The following is a 16,506-nucleotide window of genomic DNA, read 5'->3' as shown; positions in this document are numbered from 1 at the left end:
CATTCGATCGCTTATTCGATCACCTTAGGCACGAGATACAGCCCGTCGCGCACGGCCGGCGCGGGCCGCTGGAACTCTTCACGGTCTACCTGCTCAGTCACAGCGTCGTTTCGCAAACGCAGCTCGGCTTTCTCGATCTGCTCGATCGGATGCGCAAGCGGTTCGATACCGGTGGTATCCACGGCCTGCATTTGCTCGACGAGACCGAAGAAGTCGTTCAGCCGCGCCAGCGTGGGTTCGGCCTCGTGCTCGGGGAGCTCGAGCCGGGCGAGGTGCGCAATGCGTTTTACATCGGTCAGGGTCAGGGACATTCGATCACCGGTTTTTTTTCAACTTACGCGCTAGCAAAGAGCGCGACTGCCATTCGAGAGAAAGGAGCCCTAAAAAGCAGGCTCGAGGATGGCAAAATGTACCGTCCTTTTCCTTCGAACACCCCAAAATTATAAGGTATCATTACGCGTTCGACCCAAATCCGGATCGACTTACCAGCGGCCTGTTCTTAGTTACAGATTTTTAAGAAAAGTGCACGCCTGGTTCGCTTGCATCCTCCGGTAGATTTCTTCGCAGTCTTGCAATTTGCGTGGCCAAAAATGGGTCCCGTGGCAGGCTGTCATTTTTTCCGCTGCCGTCCTTTGGCGCTCGAAGCGAGGCACGGCTCCCAGCGAGACAGGATTTTGAATGTTCGGTTTTTTGCGCAGCTACTTTTCAAACGATCTGGCGATTGATCTCGGCACCGCCAACACGCTGATCTACATGCGAGGCAAGGGCATCGTCCTTGACGAGCCCTCGGTGGTTTCCATCCGCCAGGAAGGCGGTCCGAATGGCAAGAAAACCATTCAGGCCGTCGGCCGCGAAGCGAAGCAGATGCTCGGCAAAGTGCCGGGCAACATTGAAGCCATCCGGCCGATGAAGGACGGCGTTATTGCCGACTTCACCGTCACGGAACAGATGATCAAGCAGTTCATCAAGACTGCGCACGAATCGCGGATGTTCTCGCCTTCGCCGCGCATCATCATCTGCGTGCCGTGCGGCTCGACCCAGGTCGAGCGCCGCGCCATCAAGGAAGCGGCACACGGCGCCGGCGCGTCGCAGGTGTACCTGATCGAGGAACCCATGGCAGCGGCTATCGGCGCCGGCTTGCCGGTGTCCGAGGCAACGGGCTCCATGGTCGTCGACATCGGCGGCGGCACGACCGAAGTGGGCGTGATTTCGCTCGGCGGTATCGTGTACAAGGGTTCGGTGCGCGTGGGCGGCGACAAGTTCGACGAAGCTATCGTCAATTACATCCGTCGCAATTACGGCATGTTGATCGGCGAGCAGACGGCTGAAGCCATCAAGAAGGAAATCGGTTCGGCTTTCCCGGGCTCCGAAGTCAAGGAGATGGAAGTCAAGGGCCGCAACCTGTCGGAAGGCATTCCGCGCAGCTTCACCATTTCGAGCAACGAAATTCTCGAAGCACTGACCGATCCGCTGAACCAGATCGTTTCGTCGGTGAAAATCGCACTGGAACAGACGCCGCCGGAACTGGGCGCCGACATTGCCGAGCGCGGCATGATGCTGACCGGCGGTGGCGCGTTGCTGCGCGATCTCGACCGGTTGCTCGCGGAAGAGACCGGCTTGCCGGTGCTCGTCGCTGAAGATCCGCTGACGTGCGTCGTACGCGGTTCGGGCATGGCGCTCGAACGCATGGACAAGCTCGGCAGCATCTTCTCCTACGAGTAAGCCTTGACGCCTTTCACGAAGGCGCCAACAGCACGCACTCGCTCAATGCACCGACTGCGACGTGCGCGTAATATGCGACTCGCGCAATCGTTCACTCGGCCCGGCTTCAATTGGGCCGGTGTGAACGGCGCTGGGCAGGGCCGCGTCTGCACGCGGACCCGCTGCATCGAACCAACCGATCACGCCCTCGGCGCCGACCATGGAATACAGTCCGCCGCCACTTTTTAAGCAAGGTCCATCCGCTCTCGCGCGATTGATCTTCTTCGTGGTGCTTGCCCTCGCCCTGCTGATCTCCGACGCGCGCTTCAACACGCTCGAAATCGTGCGCGGCGTGCTGGGCGCAGGTTTGTATCCGCTGCAGCGCGCCGCGCTCGTTCCACGCGACATTTTCATGGGCGCCGCCGATCTGGCCGTCACCAGCGCAGCCCTGCGCAATGAAAATACCAAGCTGAAAGAAAAGAACCTCCAGTTGTCGGTGAAAGCGGGCGATGCAACCCAGCTCAACGCCGAAAATGCGCATCTTCGCTCGCTGCTCCAGCTCGGCTCGCGCGCCAGCACGCAAACCACGCCTGTCGAAGTGCAGTACGACACTCGCGATCCTTTCACGCAAAAAGTCGTGATCGGCAAGGGTGCGCAGCAGGGCATCCAGAACGGCGCGCCGGTGGTCAACGAAGACGGCGTGATTGGGCAGGTTACTCGCGTGTTCCCGCTGCAATCGGAAGTGACGCTGCTCTCCGACAAGGATCAGGCCGTGCCCGTGCAAATCGTGCGGACCGGTTTGCGCAGCGTAATCTACGGCACGCCAAAGGGCGACACGCTCGATCTGCGTTTCGTGCCGATCAGCGCCGACGTGCAAACCGGCGACGAACTCGTGACCAGCGGTCTGGACGGCATTTATCCGCCGGGATTGCCGGTGGCGAAAGTGGTTCGCGTCGACAAACAAGCCGATACCGCATTCGCCCGCGTAGTCTGTTTGCCGATCGCACCGGTACGCGGCGCGCGTCAGTTGCTCGTGCTGCATTACGAGGTCAATCAGCCGCCGAATCCTGAAGAAGTCGAAGCAGCGGCCGCGGCCAAGGAAGCGAAGGACAGCAAGGGCAAAAAAGGCAAGGCAGCCACGGCGAAAGGCGCCAGCGCGCCCGGGACCGCGAATGCGGCGAGTGCGCCCGCCGCCACGGCCGCCGCCACGGCCGCCGCTACGAAAAACCCGGAACCGGCTGCCGTCGCGAAGAAAACCGAACCCGCCGCCGCGAAGAAACCTGAAAAATCCGAGCACGCCAGGAAAGCTGAACCTGCCCGCAAGCCCGCGCCCGGAGCCGCACCATGAACCGTCCGCAATACATCCTGCAGCCGGTCAATCCGTACTTCATTGCGTTCAGTCTGGCCACTGCGTTCTTGCTGAACCTGTTGCCGTGGGGCCGCACCTTCGGCATCCCGGATTTCGTCGCGCTCGTGCTGCTGTTCTGGAACGTTCACCAGCCGCGTCGCGTGGGCATGGGTATCGCGTTCATGCTCGGCATGCTGATGGACGTTCACAACGCCAGTCTGCTCGGTGAGCATGCACTGGCATATACGCTGTTGTCGTATGGTGCCATCACGATTCACAGGCGCGTATTGTGGATGTCTCTGCCGGTGCAAACGTTCGTGGTCGCGCCCTTGCTGATCGGCGCGCAAATCGTGCCGTTCATGATCCGCCTGCTGACGGGCGCAGCGTTTCCCGGCTGGGGCTATCTGATCGACGGGTTCGTGGAAGCCATTTTGTGGCCGCTCGCGAGTTTCCTGCTGCTGATTCCGCAGCGCCGCGCAACCGATCCCGACGACACGCGTCCAATCTAAGTAGATTCAAGCGCCTGCTGCACGCCACATACGCCACATACGCCACACACGCGGTCCCCGCGAAGATTGCATGACCGAATTTCAGAACGCCGAACAACAGTTATCGAAGTTTCGCCTGCGTGTGGCTGCCGCCGGCCTGTTCGTGTTCGTCTGCTTCGGGCTGATCGGCGTGCGGTTCCTGTATCTGCAGGTCTGGCATTTCAGCAAATACTCGCTGCAAGCCGATGAAAACCGCATCTCCGTCGCGCCGATCGTGCCGAACCGCGGCATCATCACCGACCGCAACGGCGTGGTCCTCGCGAAGAATTACTCTGCATACACGCTGGAAATCACGCCATCGAAGATCGGCACCACGCTCGACGATGAAATCGATCGCATCGCGACGGTGATTCCCGTCGATCAGCGCGACCGGCGGCGCTTTAAAAAGCTGCTGGAAGACTCGAAGAATTTCGAGAGCTTGCCCATCCGCACGCGTCTCACCGACGAGGAAGTCGCGCGTTTCACCGCGCAGCGGTTCCGCTTTCCGGGCGTGGAAGTGCGTGCGCGGCTGTTCCGGCAATATCCGCTCGGGCCGACGGCGGCGCATGTGATCGGCTATATCGGGCGGATTTCGCAGCGCGATCAGGAACGTATCGACGAAGCGAGCGACCAGAACGACGCCGATACCGATCACTACGACCCGCGTCTGGACGCGAACAATTACAAGGGTACTGACTACATCGGCAAGATCGGTGTGGAGCAGAGCTACGAGACGGAGCTGCACGGTTTGACCGGCTTCGAGGAAGTGGAAGTCACCGCAGGCGGCCGGCCGGTGCGCACGCTGTCGCGCACGCAAGCTACGCCGGGCAACAACCTGGTGTTGTCGCTGGATATCGGCTTGCAGCAGGTCGCCGAACAGGCGTTCGCAGACAAGCGCGGTGCGCTGGTCGCCATCGAACCGTCGACGGGCGACGTGCTCGCGTTTGTCTCGGCACCGAGTTTCGACCCGAATTCGTTCGTCGATGGCATCGACCAGCAGACCTGGGATTCGCTCAACAACTCGCCCGATCACCCGCTGCTTAACCGGCCGCTGCACGGCACGTATCCGCCCGGTTCCACCTACAAACCGTTCCTGGCGCTCGCCGCGCTCACGCTGCACAAACGCACGACCAATTGGGGTTTCCAGGACCCGGGTTCGTACACGTTCGGCGGCCACACCTTCCGCAACGACGTGCGCGCAGGGCAAGGCTGGGTCGACATGAATCGCGCGATCGTGGTCTCCAACGACACGTATTTCTACATGCTGGCGCACGATCTCGGCGTGAACGCGATGGCCGGTTTCATGAAGCCGTGGGGATTCGGCCAGATCACGGGTATCGATATCAACGGCGAAGCGCGCGGCATCCTTCCGTCGACGGATTGGAAAAAGAAGGCGTACCGGAAGCCGGAACAGCAGCGCTGGTATGAAGGCGAGACGATCAGCCTGGGTATTGGACAGGGCTATAACTCGTTCACGATCCTGCAACTCGCGCACGCGACCGCTACGCTTGCGAACGACGGCGTGGTCATGAAGCCGCACCTGGTGAAGGAAGTCGAGAATCCGATCAGCAAGGCGGTACGCATCACCGTGCGCGATCCGAGCGACAGGATTGCCGTCAAGCAAGTGGACGTCGACTTCATCAAGCACGCGATGGAAGGGGTGATCACTAGCGGCACGGGCGCCAAGATTTTCCGCGGCGCACCTTATGTGGCGGCCGGTAAAACCGGTACGGCGCAGGTCTACTCGCTGCAGGGTGCGAATTATTCGGGTCACGCGACAGCGGAACATTTGCGTGACCACGCGTTGTTTATCGCGTTCGCGCCGGCGGACCATCCGACTATCGCCGTTGCGCTGATCGTGGAAAACGGCGGCTGGGGCGCGGAATCGGCCGGGCCGATCGCGCGGAAAGTGCTCGATTATTACCTCGTCGACAGACTGAAACCCGGCGCGGAAGCAGCGGCCGTGGCAGCGGCGGCATCGGCGACGGAAGATGCTGATGCGCCGGTGATCGGTGGCGCGCAAAGCCCCGTGGACGCGGCGCTGCCCGCTTCCGTGACGGCCGCCTCGCCGGCGTTCAAGCCATTGGCGGCGTCCGGTGCGGCTGCGGCGTCCGCTTCGGCTGCCTCGGCAAGCAGCGGAGCCGAAGCGGCGTCGGCGGCATCGGCCGTTCCCGTCGCGCCGAGCATGTTGCGCGCGCTCGAAGCGCCGCGCGTGCCGGTCCCGCCCATCGCCACGGAAGCGCGGGAAATGGCGCGGCCAGCAACTGCATCGAAAGCGCCGGCTGTTGCCAACGCGAAGGAAGTCACCCGCACAGCCGAGGTCCGCAAGGCCCCCGCCGCACCGACACCGCCGCCACCGCCGAAGGAACCCGCGCCGAGCGCCGCGATTCCCCGCAACATCGGCAAAGGCGCCATCCAGACGTTGACGCCGTCTGGCGGCATCGACGAGTAAAGGAGAATCGCCATGCAAGCGCTGCAATTCGACAAGCGCGTCTGGCTCGAACGCACGAAGCGCATGTTCGCGGGCTTCGACAAACCGCTCGCGCTGATCGTGTTCCTGCTGCTGTGCGTGGGCATCGTGACGCTGTATAGCGCAAGTCTCGATGTCCCCGGCCGTGTGGAAGACCAGTTGCGCAACATCATGCTGACGTTCGGGCTGATGTGGATTCTCGCCAACGTACCGCCGCCCACGCTGATGCGTTTCGCCGTGCCGCTTTATACCGTCGGTATGGCGCTGCTGATTGCGGTCGCTACGTTCGGGCTGACCCGCAAAGGCGCGAAACGCTGGCTAAACGTGGGCGTGGTGATCCAGCCCTCGGAGATCATGAAGATCGCGATGCCGCTCATGCTCGCGTGGTATTTCCAGCGGCGTGAAGGCGGCGTCCGCTGGTGGGATTACATCGTCGGCTTCGTGATCCTGATCCTGCCGGTCGCGATAATCGCCAAGCAGCCGGATCTCGGCACTGCCGTGCTGGTGTTCGCGGCGGGCCTCTTCGTGATCTATTTCGCGGGTTTGAGTTTCAAGCTGATCGTGCCGATTCTCGTTGCAGGCGTGATGGTGGTCGCGAGTATCGGCATATTCCAGGAGCGGATTTGCCAGCCGGAAGTGAACTGGCCGCTGATGCACGACTACCAGAAGCACCGTATCTGCACGCTGCTCGACCCGACCTCCGATCCGCTCGGCAAAGGCTTCCACACCATTCAGGCCGTGATTGCGATTGGCTCGGGCGGTACCTTCGGCAAGGGCTGGTTAAAGGGTACGCAGGCGCATCTGGAGTTCATCCCCGAGAAACATACCGACTTCATTTTCGCGGTGTTTTCGGAGGAATTCGGGCTCGTGGGCGGGCTCGTGCTGCTCTTCCTCTACATGGCGTTGATCGCGCGAGGGCTGTTTATCGCGGCGAACGGGGCGACGCTGTTTGGACGCTTGCTGGCCGGATCGCTGACCATGGCGTTCTTTACTTACGCGTTCGTGAATATCGGGATGGTGAGCGGGATTCTGCCGGTGGTCGGCGTACCGCTGCCGTTCATGAGTTACGGAGGAACCGCGCTGACGACGCTCGGCGTCGCGATCGGTCTCATCATGAGCGTGTCACGGCAAAAGCGGCTGATGAAAGGCTAGGGTTTCTCTAAATCACACGTTGTGACGGCCAAGCCCGCGATGATGTTTTCATCGCGGGCTTTTGTTTTATTGCGGCCGTTCCCGCGCGAGTTCCGCGCTGAGTTGCTGATACTTCAGCTTCGCCGCAGGATCGCCCTGCGCCGCCGCCGCTGCGTAATACGCGCGCGCCACGTTGATGTTCCTCTGCACGCCATCGCCGCCGCGTTCATAAAACGATCCGGCCACGTATTGCGCCGTCATATCGCCGCCTTCGGCCGCCTTCTTGTACCAGACGAACGCCTGCGCGTTGTCGCGCGGTGTGCCTCGGCCATCGAGGAATTGATTCGCCAGCGCGAGTTGCGCCTGGACGTGGCCCTGGTTCGCCGCGCGCAGAAACCAGCGGTGCGCCTCGATTGGATCGCGGTCGACAAACTCGCCGTCGTCGAACATCTTGCCGTACACGAATTGCGCTTGCGTCATGTTGGCATCGGCGGCTTTGCGCAACCACTTTTTGCCTTCGTCCACATCCGCCGGACCGCCTTCGCCATTCACCAGCATCATCGCGTAATTGAATTCGGCGAGGCGACTGCCCTTCTTCGCCGCACGTAGAAACTCCGAGCGCGCCGCGCCAAAGTTGCCCGCGTTGTAATCGGCGACGGCACTTTGCGTCGCCAGATCACTGTTCTTGATGGTCTGCGCGTTTGCTGCACTGCACGCCAATGTCACCGTCACCGTCACCGCCATGAAAACTGCGCCCAATATTCCGGGTTTCATGCCCTTGCCTCCTGCAACGCCTGTCGCGTCGCTTTTAACAGCCAGCCCACATCCGCCGATAACGCGATCACTTTCACGCCGGCTTCCGCGTACAACCGCGCGCTCGCAACATCAAGCGCGAAGATGCCGCTCGCGATGCCCGCGCGTTTCGCGGTATCGATGATCTTCGTGATCGCCGCCTGCACATCCGGATGTTTCGTATCGCCGAGATGGCCGAGACTCGCGGCCAGATCCGCTGGTCCGATGAACAGGCAATCCACGCCAGGCGTCGCCGCAATCGCGTCGACGTTCGCGAGCGCCTGCTCGGACTCGATCTGCACAATCGTCGATATCTGCGCGTTGGCCGAACCCACGTAATCGCGCCGGATTCCGTATGCCGCTGCGCGCACTGCGCCGGCCGCGCCGCGCAAGCCATCGCGTGCATCTGCGCTCGGATATTGCGTGAGACGCACGACGTGTGCCGCCTCTTCCGCCGACTCCACGTTCGGGAACATCAGCGTGCGCGCGCCTGCGTCGAGCACGCGTTTCACGAGCCAGCCTTCATGCGCCGGCACGCGAACGATCGGCTCAGTGGGCAAGTGCGCTGCGGCAATCGCGCGAAGTTGCGCGACGACGTCGTGGCTGTCGTTCGGCGAATGCTCCATGTCGATACAGAGCCAGTCGAAGCCCGCATGCGCCACGGCTTCGGCCACGTCCGCGCTGCCGAGCGACAACCACAGACCGAACAACGTGCCGGATTCGTTGAGGCGCTGCTTGAGGAGATTGGTGTAGGTGCTCATCGCGGGATCTCGGATAGATCAAACACGACGGGATAGTTGGCAGGCATGTCTCGCTCCGATAGGGCTATGTCGCTGGAATGCGCCGCAGCAAAACGTGCGGCTTGTTCAACGATCATACCGTGACAAAAGCGCGCTGGCAGGAGGCCAGCCTTGGAAGCCGCGACCTCGGAGACTTTAGATGCCTTCGACGTCAGCCCAGCAATTCGGCGTTTCATACAGGCGTATGCGCTTGAGCTTCAGATTGACGCCATAGTGCGCGTCGTAGACGCCGGAGAGAATCCGGAACGCCTCGCCGGCGAGATTTTCAACGGTCGGAATACGGTCGAGCACGATGGTTTTATGGTCAGCCATGGACTCGAGAAAACCGCGTACTTTTTCGTCGCGTGCATAGACGATGAACGCGTGGTCCCACTTGTTGACCAGGTGTTCCATTGCCAGCGCCTTGACATCGGCGAAGTCCATCACCATGCCGCGATCCGGCGCACCTTCGGTTTCGACGAGTTCGCCTTGCAGCGTGATTTCGAGCACGTAACGATGGCCGTGCAGGTTACGGCACTGGCTGCGGTGATCGGGGATGCGGTGGCCCGCATCGAATTCGAGTTTTCGGGTAATCGTCTGCACGTCGGCTCAGCTTGGGCGTGATTCGCGTTAGGGGATGTTGAGGTACTTGTGCGTCTGCATGGACAGGCGCCATTGCGGATGCCGCTTGCACCAGTCGATCGCGAGCTTCGTATTGATGTCGCGCGACGGGCCGTCCATGGGTTGCACAAGGAAATACTGGAAGTCGAGTTTCGCGTAATCGGCGAGCGGCTGATTGTCTTGCGGCACGACGACTTTCAACTCGTTGCCCTTCGTCACGACCAGCGGCGCGCCGGCTTTCGGGCTCACGCAAATCCAGTCGATGCCATCCAGCACCGGCAGCGACCCATTCGTTTCGATGGCCATTTCAAAGCCCGCTGCATGCAGGGCATCGACGAAAGGCTGGTCGATTTGCAGCATCGGCTCACCGCCCGTACAGACCACGAACTTATGCGCTTCGCCATCAGGCCATTGCGACGCGATCATCGCGACAAGCTCAGCCGGCGTGCGATATTTGCCGCCATTCTCGCCGTCCGTGCCGACAAAATCCGTATCGCAAAACTGGCACACGGCGTCCGCGCGATCTTCCTCGCGACCGGACCAGAGATTGCAGCCGGCAAAGCGGCAGAACACAGCCGGACGGCCGGCGTTCGCGCCTTCGCCCTGCAACGTGTAGAAAATTTCCTTTACTGCGTACGTCATGATTAAACCGGTTCGGTGGTGACTTGCTCGCCCGACTTGTAGGCTTCGTAGCCGCGCTTGCGCAGCTTGCATGCCGGGCATTGGCCGCAGCCGAAACCCCACTCGTGGAGCTCGGCGCGCTCGCCGACGTAACACGTGTGTGTCTCGACGCGCACCAGTTCCACCAGCGCCTCGCCGCCTAGCTGTTCGGCTAGCCGCCAGGTATCGGCTTTATCGAGCCACATCAACGGCGTCTCGAGCAGAAAGCGGCTGTCCATGCCGAGATTGAGCGTGATTTGCAGCGACTTCAGGGTGTCGTCGCGGCAATCGGGATAGCCCGAGAAATCCGTCTCGCACATGCCGCCGACCAGCACCTTCAATCCCCGCCTGTACGCGATGGCGGCTGCGATGGTCATGAACATGAGGTTGCGGCCCGGTACGAACGTGTTGGGCAAACCGTTCGCGCTCGCTTCGATTTCGATCTCGCGCGTCATGGCGGTATCGCTGATCGCACCGAGGACCGACAGGTCGATCATGTGATCTTCGCCGAGCCGCTCAGCCCAGTGCGGGAACTGCTGTTTCAACGACGTACGAAAGCCTTCCCGACATTCCAGTTCCACGCGATGCCGCTGACCATAGTCGAAGCCGAGCGTCTCGACGGTCGTATAACGATCGAGCGCCCAGGCGAGGCATGTGGCCGAATCCTGGCCGCCGGAAAACAGCACCAATGCGCTGTCTTTAGCGTCTGTCCGAGTCACCGTGAACTCCATGAATGAAGGCTTGAGAGGCGCGCCGTGGTGTGGCATTTCGCGCTAGACCTGGCGACGGCAGTGTCAGCACCGGGCCACACCAGTATAGGTGGCGAAAGCGGGTGCGCTGCGAGCTCATTGCGCCCAAGTCTTTGAAGAACCAAGGATTTTACCATGGCGCCGTTTTGACGCACCGGGGCAGCATTGGGACGACGAGGGTTGGCAGCTCGCTGGCAGCTCAAACGCGCCTTCCGGACACAATTGAAAATGCCCGGAAACCTTGCGGTTTCCGGGCATTTTTTGCAACTGTGGTGGCCTGGGACGGAATCGAACCATCGACACGCGGATTTTCAATCCGCTGCTCTACCAACTGAGCTACCGGGCCACGAAGAACGAAAGTATATCAAAGTGGATTATGCCGCTCAAGTGCTTTTTGGCACCTTTTTACTGCAACGATCCTGGAACCCAAGCCAGTCAAGCCTCGCTCTTGTTTTTACCAAGGTCAACGCCAAGCTGCTTTAACTTCCGGTACAAGTGCGTACGCTCCAGTCCCGTCTTCTCCGCCACGCGCGTCATGCTGCCGTTCTCACGCGCCAGGTGATACTCGAAGTACGCGCGCTCGAAGGCATCGCGTGCATCGCGCAATGGGATGTCGAAGGAAATGGATGCCGTCGCACCCGCCGGACTCGCCGCCGCGCCCAGCGCGTTGCCATCGGCGCTACCGCCTAAGTTCAGCGACGAAGCCACCGGCAACGCTGCAGATGCCGGCACCGTCGAACCGCTCACCGGCAACGCCGGCCGCATGGCCGCGTTTGCAATCGGCGCTGCCGCCGTTCCGCGAGCCAGCCCTTGCTCGACCGCCTTGAGCAATTTTTGCAACGCGATCGGCTTCTCAAGGAAGTTGAGCGCGCCGATCTTCGTGGCTTCAACCGCCGTATCGATGGTCGCATGGCCAGACATCATGATCACCGGCATGGTGAGCTTGCCCTGCGCCGCCCATTCTTTCAGCAGCGTCACACCGTCGGTGTCGGGCATCCAGATGTCGAGCAGCACGAGATCGGGCGCCTGCCGCAATCGATACTCCCGCGCATGCTGCGCATTCTCCGCCGTCTCCACCACGTGACCTTCGTCGCTCAGGATCTCCGAGAGCAATTCCCGGATACCCATTTCGTCGTCTACCACCAAGATGGTTGCCATTTACGCTGCCCTTGTCTGCACTAATGCTTTTGTCGTTCCGTGGCTCGCAGCCGTCGAGGGCGGCGTCGCGCCCGGTTCGGCGGTATCGTCCGCGAGTTGCAGGAACAGAATCGAGATCTGCGCGCCTTCGATCACGTCAGCGGTCTTCGAACGATTACGAATGTCGATGCGCGCGCCATGCTCGTCGACGATCTTCTTCACCGTTGCAAGACCCAGGCCCGTGCCCTTGGCCTTCGTCGTCACATAAGGCTCGAACGCGCGCGAGAGAATTCGCGCGGGAAAACCAGAACCGTTATCCGATACCGTCAACCGCACCGCTACGCGGGCATGTCCTGAGGCATCGGGGTCGCCATATTCTACTGTCTTCGTTTCAAGCAGCACGCGTGGCTCGGCGACATCGGCCACGGCGTCCTGTGCATTCTGCAGAAGGTTGTGAATCACCTGACGAAGCTGCGTGGCATCGCCGCGAATCACCGGCAATTTTGTCAGCTCGACGGTGATATGACTCTTGCCCTCTTCGATGCCATACAACGTCAGCACTTCCGTCACGAGATCGTTGAGTTGCAGGTTGCCAAGAACAGCCGGCGGCGTGCGCGCGTATTCGCGGAAGTCGTCGACCATCTGCTTCATTGCCTGCACCTGGTTCACGATGGTGGTCGCGCCGCGCTTGAGCACGTCAGCGTCGGCGGGAGCGAGCTTGTCAGCCAGCTTCATCTGCAGCCGTTCGGCCGACAATTGAATCGGCGTGAGCGGGTTCTTGATCTCATGCGCAAGCCGTCGCGCCACTTCACCCCATGCAACCGAACGCTGCGCCGAGATGACGTCGGAGATATCGTCGAATACGACTACGTAGCCGGTTGTCTCGGCGTCGTCGGTATCGCTTTCGGTCAGGGTCAGCAACTGCGTGCCGCGTACCAGCAAGGTCAGCGGATCGGTCTCGCCGGGTACGGGAACCGCGAGTTGCTGCTGCCAGTGACCGCGATCGCCGATAGGCCGGCCACTGCCGCTCGCCGCCGCGTCGCGATCAGCGAAGGCTTTACGGACCATCGCGCCGAACTCCGCCAACACGCCAATTTGCTCCAGCGGCAGATTCAATGACCCATTGAACGGCTGCCTGAAAATACGCTCGGCACCGCGGTTCGCCGTAGTCAAACGGAACTGGCGGTCGAACACGAACACGCCCGCCGTCAAGTTCGCGAGAATGCTCTCGAGATACGCCTTCGAATGCTCCAGCGCAATGCGATTGTTCTCGACCGCCGCGCGCGCCTCAGACAACTGCCGTGTCATTGCGTTGAACGACTGCGTGAGGAAGCCGAGTTCGTCACGCGACTTCACTTCGCGCTTGGGCGTGTAATCGCCCTCGGCCACTTCCTTCGTCCCTTGCGCGAGCAGGAACAACGGGCGGGCGAGCTGATTGCCGAGCGCGAGCGCCAGCATCATCGCAATGAAGGTCGCGAGGAACAACGCGAGCGTGAGCGTGCCGATGTACATCTTGCGCAAACCGGTGCGCCCAAGTGCCTTTTCCTGATACTCGCGATACGCGCGCTGCACAGCATCGGCATTGCGGGCGAGTCCGGTACTAACCGGCTGTTCGATCTGCAGGAAACGTTCCGTTGGCTGCAACTCGGTGGTGGAACTGTCGGGGATCTTTACAATCACCCGCAGCCGCAACGCGCCTTTCGGCCCGGTCTGACTCGAATCGCCATCCACCTCGCCTTCGATCGCCCCATAAGGCCGGCTGCGCGCCTGATTCAGTTGCAGGGGCGATGGCAAATCGTCGGGCACGAGCGCGGCGAAGTTACTCGATGCCTGCGCCACCACGCGCACATCGGGCGCGGTGCCCGAGCCGCTTCTCGCTGGTTCGACGATGGTCGCGTCCTGCACGTTGAACTGATCGCGCAGGCGCAAGAGCGTGAGCGTGAGGCTGGTTGGATCGGCGCTGGCAAGCTGGTCGCCCATCAGACGGCCTTTATTCTGCAGATCCGACAACGATGCGTCGAGCATGCCGCGCCCGAGATTGAGCCCCGACGTGAGCGCGGTTTCCACATTCACGTCGAACCATGATTCGATACTGCGTGACACGAACTGATACGACACCACGTAGATGATTCCGCCCGGCACCACGCCCACGAGCGCGAAGATAAACGCAAGTTTCGCGAGCAGCCGCGTGCCGAACTTACCCTGCCGCACCCGCGTGATGATGATCGCCAGCAGCCCGATGACAATGAGTATCAGCACGACCGCTACCGCGAGATTCGCGGCGTAGAGCCACTGATAATAGCGATCGAAGAACTCGGTGTTCGCGCTGGCGAGCGCCAGCATCACGAGCAGCAGAATGGCCGTGAGCGCGACCGTCGTCACGAGCACGCGAACCACGATGCCCGTCATGTTCGTGCGGCGCAGCGGCCGGCGGCGTAGTTTATTTAGCACTGGTCGCCGCCGTAAAAGTGAAACGCTTCCAGTCGGAAGAGAGATTCCAGTCGCGGTTGTTCACCGCGTCGATCTGGAACGGCTTGGGCATCAACGCTATGTCGAGCTGCATGCGCACCGACGCGTTATATGTCTCGCCGGGCTTGACCTGATTACGATCGATCACGTGCCATGACGTTACGTGCTTGACGACCGCGAGCGCCTCCTGAAGCGTGGCGAAGCCAAGCTGCAAGCCTCCCGTGGAGACACGATACTCGCGCGTGAGCGGCTGAAACGAAAGCCTGATGCTTTGCGACACGCTCACCGGTTCTTCGTCGAACCAATACCAGCGTGGCCGCGACAAATTGAAATCGGTTGTGAAATACAAAGGCACGCCCTTGTTCACGGCATCTTCAAGACTGCTGTTGAGATCGAAGTCGAAACGGGCGTCGAGGCTCCAGCCGGTTCCGTCCGCCTGCAACGACGCACGCTGCACAGCGATGGGATCGGCCTGCGCGGCCGAAACGCTCATGAACGACAGCGCAAGGCTCAACAACAAGCCCAGCAGGGCCTGGCCGGCAGGCGCGAGCCGCAGCGGAAAAAAGCGTTTGATCGTCACCGTTTCTGAAAGCGCGCGTAGAAGAATCCGTCGTGGTCCGCAAAGGCTTCCGCGTCCCGCGTTAATGTTAAGCGGGTACGTTGCGCCTCGCCTGAATTGTCCGTCAGCGAGTTCGTGGCCGGGTCCGGTGATACTTGCAAGCCAGCCGTGCCGGTTCGGCTGGCTGTCGGCAATAATTGCCCCGGCGCGTCCAATCGTACCGCATCTTCGTGCACCGCTCCAAACCACTGCGCCTGCAACTCGCCCTCTTCGGGAAAGATCGAGCACGTAACGTAGAGCAACTCGCCACCGCTCGCAACCAGTGGCCAGAGCGCGGCGAGAATGCGGCGCTGTTCTTCGACCAGCGCGGCAATATCGGTCGGACGGCGCAGCCAGCGAATGTCAGGATGACGCCGCACGATCCCCGACGCCGAGCACGGCACGTCGGCAAGAATACGATCGAACGGATCGCCGTCCGACCAACCGGCCGGGTCTCCGGCATCGCCCACGCGAATCTCGGCTTGCACATTCAGACGCTGCAAATTCTCACCAATGCGCCGCGCGCGCCCTGCATCGCTTTCCACCGCGATCAACTCTACGTTCGCGAGTTCGAGCACGTGGCCCGTTTTGCCACCGGGCGCAGCACAGGCATCGAGCACGCGCATGCCGTCGCGCGCGTTCAGCAACTGCGCGGCGAGTTGCGCGCCGGCGTCCTGAACGGAGACTACGCCATCGGCAAAACCGGGGATCTTGTCGACCGCCATCGGTGTTTTGAGGCGCACGGCGTGAATGCCCGCGGCTTCGGCTTCGATGTGCTCGGCCTTGAGGACGTCGAGATATTGCGCGACGCTCATCCGCCGTGCATTCACGCGCAAGGTAAGCGGGCCTTGCCGGTTACCGGCGTCCAGGATGTTTTCCCATTCGTCGGGCTGGCCGCGCTTGACGGCGTCGATCCACCACGCGGGATAGTTGAAACGCGCGACCGGATCGCTTTGAACCTCAGTCAGCAGCGCGTCGCGCTCACGCAGGAACGAGCGCAACACCGCGTTGACCAGACCCTTCGCAAACGCAAACTCGCGCCGCGCGGCGATGGCGCTGACGGCTTGATCGACCACGGTAAACGGCGTGTAAGCGGCGTCGGCTTCGTCGTCCACTAGCAGTGCGAACGCGCAGACCATCACATTCGATACGTGCGGCGGCGGCGCCTTGCGCACCAGCTTTGCAAGCAACGCGTCGGCTACGGCGAGACGCCGCAATGTGCGATAAGCGATGTCCTGCGTCGCTCCACGCGATACCGCCACATGCGTTGCCGCGATCACCGTCTGCAACGCCGCGGGCAGCGCGGAACCGGCGCGCACGGCGCCGACCGCTTGCGCGGCGGCATCGAGCGCGAACGCGAGTGAATCGGGAGCGAGGTGAAGCGTAGCGAGACGGGCGTCGGACGACGCTCGGCTGCTATCCGCAGATGAAACGGCGCGGCGCCGGGAAGGCTTTTCGGTCATGTCGGGGCGAAGGCGTTCGAGCCGGCCAATGCCGGTCCGCACAAACGAAGTATTGTAACTT

Annotated in this window: 16 protein-coding genes and 1 tRNA gene; 5 read left to right on the top strand and 12 right to left on the bottom strand. The window is 61.6% G+C overall.

Going from position 1 to position 16,506, the window contains the following annotated elements:
- Positions 1 to 11: 11 nt before the first annotated feature.
- A complete protein-coding gene (gatC, locus tag M0D69_RS22920; RefSeq protein ID WP_301784182.1) occupies positions 12 to 311 on the bottom strand; it encodes an Asp-tRNA(Asn)/Glu-tRNA(Gln) amidotransferase subunit GatC in 300 nt (99 codons plus the stop codon).
- A 367-nt stretch (positions 312 to 678) separates the two neighbouring features.
- Here gatC and M0D69_RS22915 point away from each other — a divergent pair, with 367 nt between their 5' ends.
- The gene (locus M0D69_RS22915; RefSeq protein WP_017772379.1) at positions 679 to 1,722 is read left to right on the top strand and encodes a rod shape-determining protein; all 1,044 of its coding nucleotides are present in this window, start codon (positions 679 to 681) and stop codon (positions 1,720 to 1,722) included.
- 42 nt (positions 1,723 to 1,764) lie between these two features.
- Here the strand turns inward: M0D69_RS22915 and M0D69_RS22910 are convergent, their stop codons facing one another.
- Positions 1,765 to 1,923 carry a hypothetical protein gene (locus tag M0D69_RS22910; RefSeq protein ID WP_301784181.1) on the bottom strand — a complete coding sequence of 53 codons (159 nt, stop codon included), beginning with the start codon at positions 1,921 to 1,923 and terminating at the stop codon, positions 1,765 to 1,767.
- Here M0D69_RS22910 and mreC point away from each other — a divergent pair.
- The 4 genes from mreC to rodA all read left to right on the top strand — a co-directional run bounded on the left by mreC (position 1,922) and on the right by rodA (position 7,198).
- The gene (gene mreC / locus M0D69_RS22905) at positions 1,922 to 3,049 is read left to right on the top strand and encodes a rod shape-determining protein MreC (RefSeq protein WP_301784180.1); all 1,128 of its coding nucleotides are present in this window, start codon (positions 1,922 to 1,924) and stop codon (positions 3,047 to 3,049) included. The genes M0D69_RS22910 and mreC overlap by 2 nt on opposite strands.
- Positions 3,046 to 3,558: a rod shape-determining protein MreD gene (mreD, locus tag M0D69_RS22900; protein ID WP_301784179.1), complete on the top strand. Its 513-nt coding sequence runs from the start codon at positions 3,046 to 3,048 to the stop codon at positions 3,556 to 3,558. The genes mreC and mreD overlap by 4 nt, the downstream gene beginning before the upstream one ends.
- A 70-nt stretch (positions 3,559 to 3,628) precedes the next feature.
- A complete protein-coding gene (mrdA, locus tag M0D69_RS22895; protein ID WP_301784178.1) occupies positions 3,629 to 6,028 on the top strand; it encodes a penicillin-binding protein 2 in 2,400 nt (799 codons plus the stop codon).
- A 21-nt stretch (positions 6,029 to 6,049) separates the two neighbouring features.
- Positions 6,050 to 7,198: a rod shape-determining protein RodA gene (gene rodA / locus M0D69_RS22890; protein WP_301784208.1), complete on the top strand. Its 1,149-nt coding sequence runs from the start codon at positions 6,050 to 6,052 to the stop codon at positions 7,196 to 7,198.
- Positions 7,199 to 7,264: 66 nt separating this feature from the next.
- Here the strand turns inward: rodA and M0D69_RS22885 are convergent, their stop codons facing one another.
- The 10 genes from M0D69_RS22885 to rsmB all read right to left on the bottom strand — a co-directional run bounded on the left by M0D69_RS22885 (position 7,265) and on the right by rsmB (position 16,445).
- Positions 7,265 to 7,951, bottom strand: a complete 687-nt coding sequence (locus M0D69_RS22885) for a tetratricopeptide repeat protein (RefSeq protein ID WP_301784177.1) — start codon at positions 7,949 to 7,951, stop codon at positions 7,265 to 7,267.
- Entirely contained in the window at positions 7,948 to 8,730 is a 783-nt protein-coding gene (locus tag M0D69_RS22880) for an HpcH/HpaI aldolase/citrate lyase family protein (protein WP_301784176.1), read from the bottom strand. The genes M0D69_RS22885 and M0D69_RS22880 overlap by 4 nt, the downstream gene beginning before the upstream one ends.
- Positions 8,731 to 8,904: 174 nt before the next feature.
- Complete coding sequence (queD, locus tag M0D69_RS22875; RefSeq protein ID WP_301784175.1) at positions 8,905 to 9,351, bottom strand: 6-carboxytetrahydropterin synthase QueD; 447 nt, start codon at positions 9,349 to 9,351, stop codon at positions 8,905 to 8,907.
- Between the two features lie 27 nt (positions 9,352 to 9,378).
- Positions 9,379 to 10,011, bottom strand: coding sequence for a 7-carboxy-7-deazaguanine synthase (gene queE, locus M0D69_RS22870; RefSeq protein ID WP_301784174.1), 633 nt, complete (start codon positions 10,009 to 10,011; stop codon positions 9,379 to 9,381).
- A gap of 2 nt (positions 10,012 to 10,013) precedes the next feature.
- Positions 10,014 to 10,748: a 7-cyano-7-deazaguanine synthase QueC gene (gene queC, locus M0D69_RS22865; RefSeq protein WP_301784173.1), complete on the bottom strand. Its 735-nt coding sequence runs from the start codon at positions 10,746 to 10,748 to the stop codon at positions 10,014 to 10,016.
- A 300-nt stretch (positions 10,749 to 11,048) separates the two neighbouring features.
- Positions 11,049 to 11,124, bottom strand: a tRNA-Phe gene (locus tag M0D69_RS22860).
- Between the two features lie 89 nt (positions 11,125 to 11,213).
- A complete protein-coding gene (gene esaR, locus M0D69_RS22855) occupies positions 11,214 to 11,936 on the bottom strand; it encodes a response regulator transcription factor EsaR (RefSeq protein ID WP_301784172.1) in 723 nt (240 codons plus the stop codon).
- Positions 11,937 to 14,324: a PAS domain-containing sensor histidine kinase gene (locus M0D69_RS22850; protein WP_301784207.1), complete on the bottom strand. Its 2,388-nt coding sequence runs from the start codon at positions 14,322 to 14,324 to the stop codon at positions 11,937 to 11,939. It abuts the gene before it with no gap.
- A 31-nt stretch (positions 14,325 to 14,355) separates the two neighbouring features.
- Positions 14,356 to 14,964: a DUF4390 domain-containing protein gene (locus tag M0D69_RS22845; RefSeq protein WP_301784171.1), complete on the bottom strand. Its 609-nt coding sequence runs from the start codon at positions 14,962 to 14,964 to the stop codon at positions 14,356 to 14,358.
- Positions 14,961 to 16,445: a 16S rRNA (cytosine(967)-C(5))-methyltransferase RsmB gene (gene rsmB, locus M0D69_RS22840; protein ID WP_301784170.1), complete on the bottom strand. Its 1,485-nt coding sequence runs from the start codon at positions 16,443 to 16,445 to the stop codon at positions 14,961 to 14,963. The genes M0D69_RS22845 and rsmB overlap by 4 nt, the downstream gene beginning before the upstream one ends.
- Between the last annotated feature and the right edge of the window lie 61 nt (positions 16,446 to 16,506).

The sequence above is a fragment of the Caballeronia sp. SEWSISQ10-4 2 genome, from assembly GCF_030464885.1.
Classification (GTDB): Bacteria; Pseudomonadota; Gammaproteobacteria; order Burkholderiales; family Burkholderiaceae; genus Caballeronia.
This window is presented reverse-complemented; position numbering and strand designations above follow the sequence as displayed.

What these genes read in the sequence shown, in the direction of transcription:
- queE (WP_301784174.1), bottom strand. Translation starts at nt 10,011, where the DNA reads ATGACGTACGCAGTAAAGGAAATTTTCTACACGTTGCAGGGCGAAGGC.
- mreD (WP_301784179.1), top strand. Translation starts at nt 3,046, where the DNA reads ATGAACCGTCCGCAATACATCCTGCAGCCGGTCAATCCGTACTTCATT.
- esaR (WP_301784172.1), bottom strand. Translation starts at nt 11,936, where the DNA reads ATGGCAACCATCTTGGTGGTAGACGACGAAATGGGTATCCGGGAATTG.
- gatC (WP_301784182.1), bottom strand. Translation starts at nt 311, where the DNA reads ATGTCCCTGACCCTGACCGATGTAAAACGCATTGCGCACCTCGCCCGG.
- mreC (WP_301784180.1), top strand. Translation starts at nt 1,922, where the DNA reads ATGGAATACAGTCCGCCGCCACTTTTTAAGCAAGGTCCATCCGCTCTC.
- M0D69_RS22910 (WP_301784181.1), bottom strand. Translation starts at nt 1,923, where the DNA reads ATGGTCGGCGCCGAGGGCGTGATCGGTTGGTTCGATGCAGCGGGTCCG.
- M0D69_RS22915 (WP_017772379.1), top strand. Translation starts at nt 679, where the DNA reads ATGTTCGGTTTTTTGCGCAGCTACTTTTCAAACGATCTGGCGATTGAT.
- M0D69_RS22885 (WP_301784177.1), bottom strand. Translation starts at nt 7,951, where the DNA reads ATGAAACCCGGAATATTGGGCGCAGTTTTCATGGCGGTGACGGTGACG.
- M0D69_RS22880 (WP_301784176.1), bottom strand. Translation starts at nt 8,730, where the DNA reads ATGAGCACCTACACCAATCTCCTCAAGCAGCGCCTCAACGAATCCGGC.
- mrdA (WP_301784178.1), top strand. Translation starts at nt 3,629, where the DNA reads ATGACCGAATTTCAGAACGCCGAACAACAGTTATCGAAGTTTCGCCTG.
- M0D69_RS22850 (WP_301784207.1), bottom strand. Translation starts at nt 14,324, where the DNA reads ATGACGGGCATCGTGGTTCGCGTGCTCGTGACGACGGTCGCGCTCACG.
- rsmB (WP_301784170.1), bottom strand. Translation starts at nt 16,445, where the DNA reads ATGACCGAAAAGCCTTCCCGGCGCCGCGCCGTTTCATCTGCGGATAGC.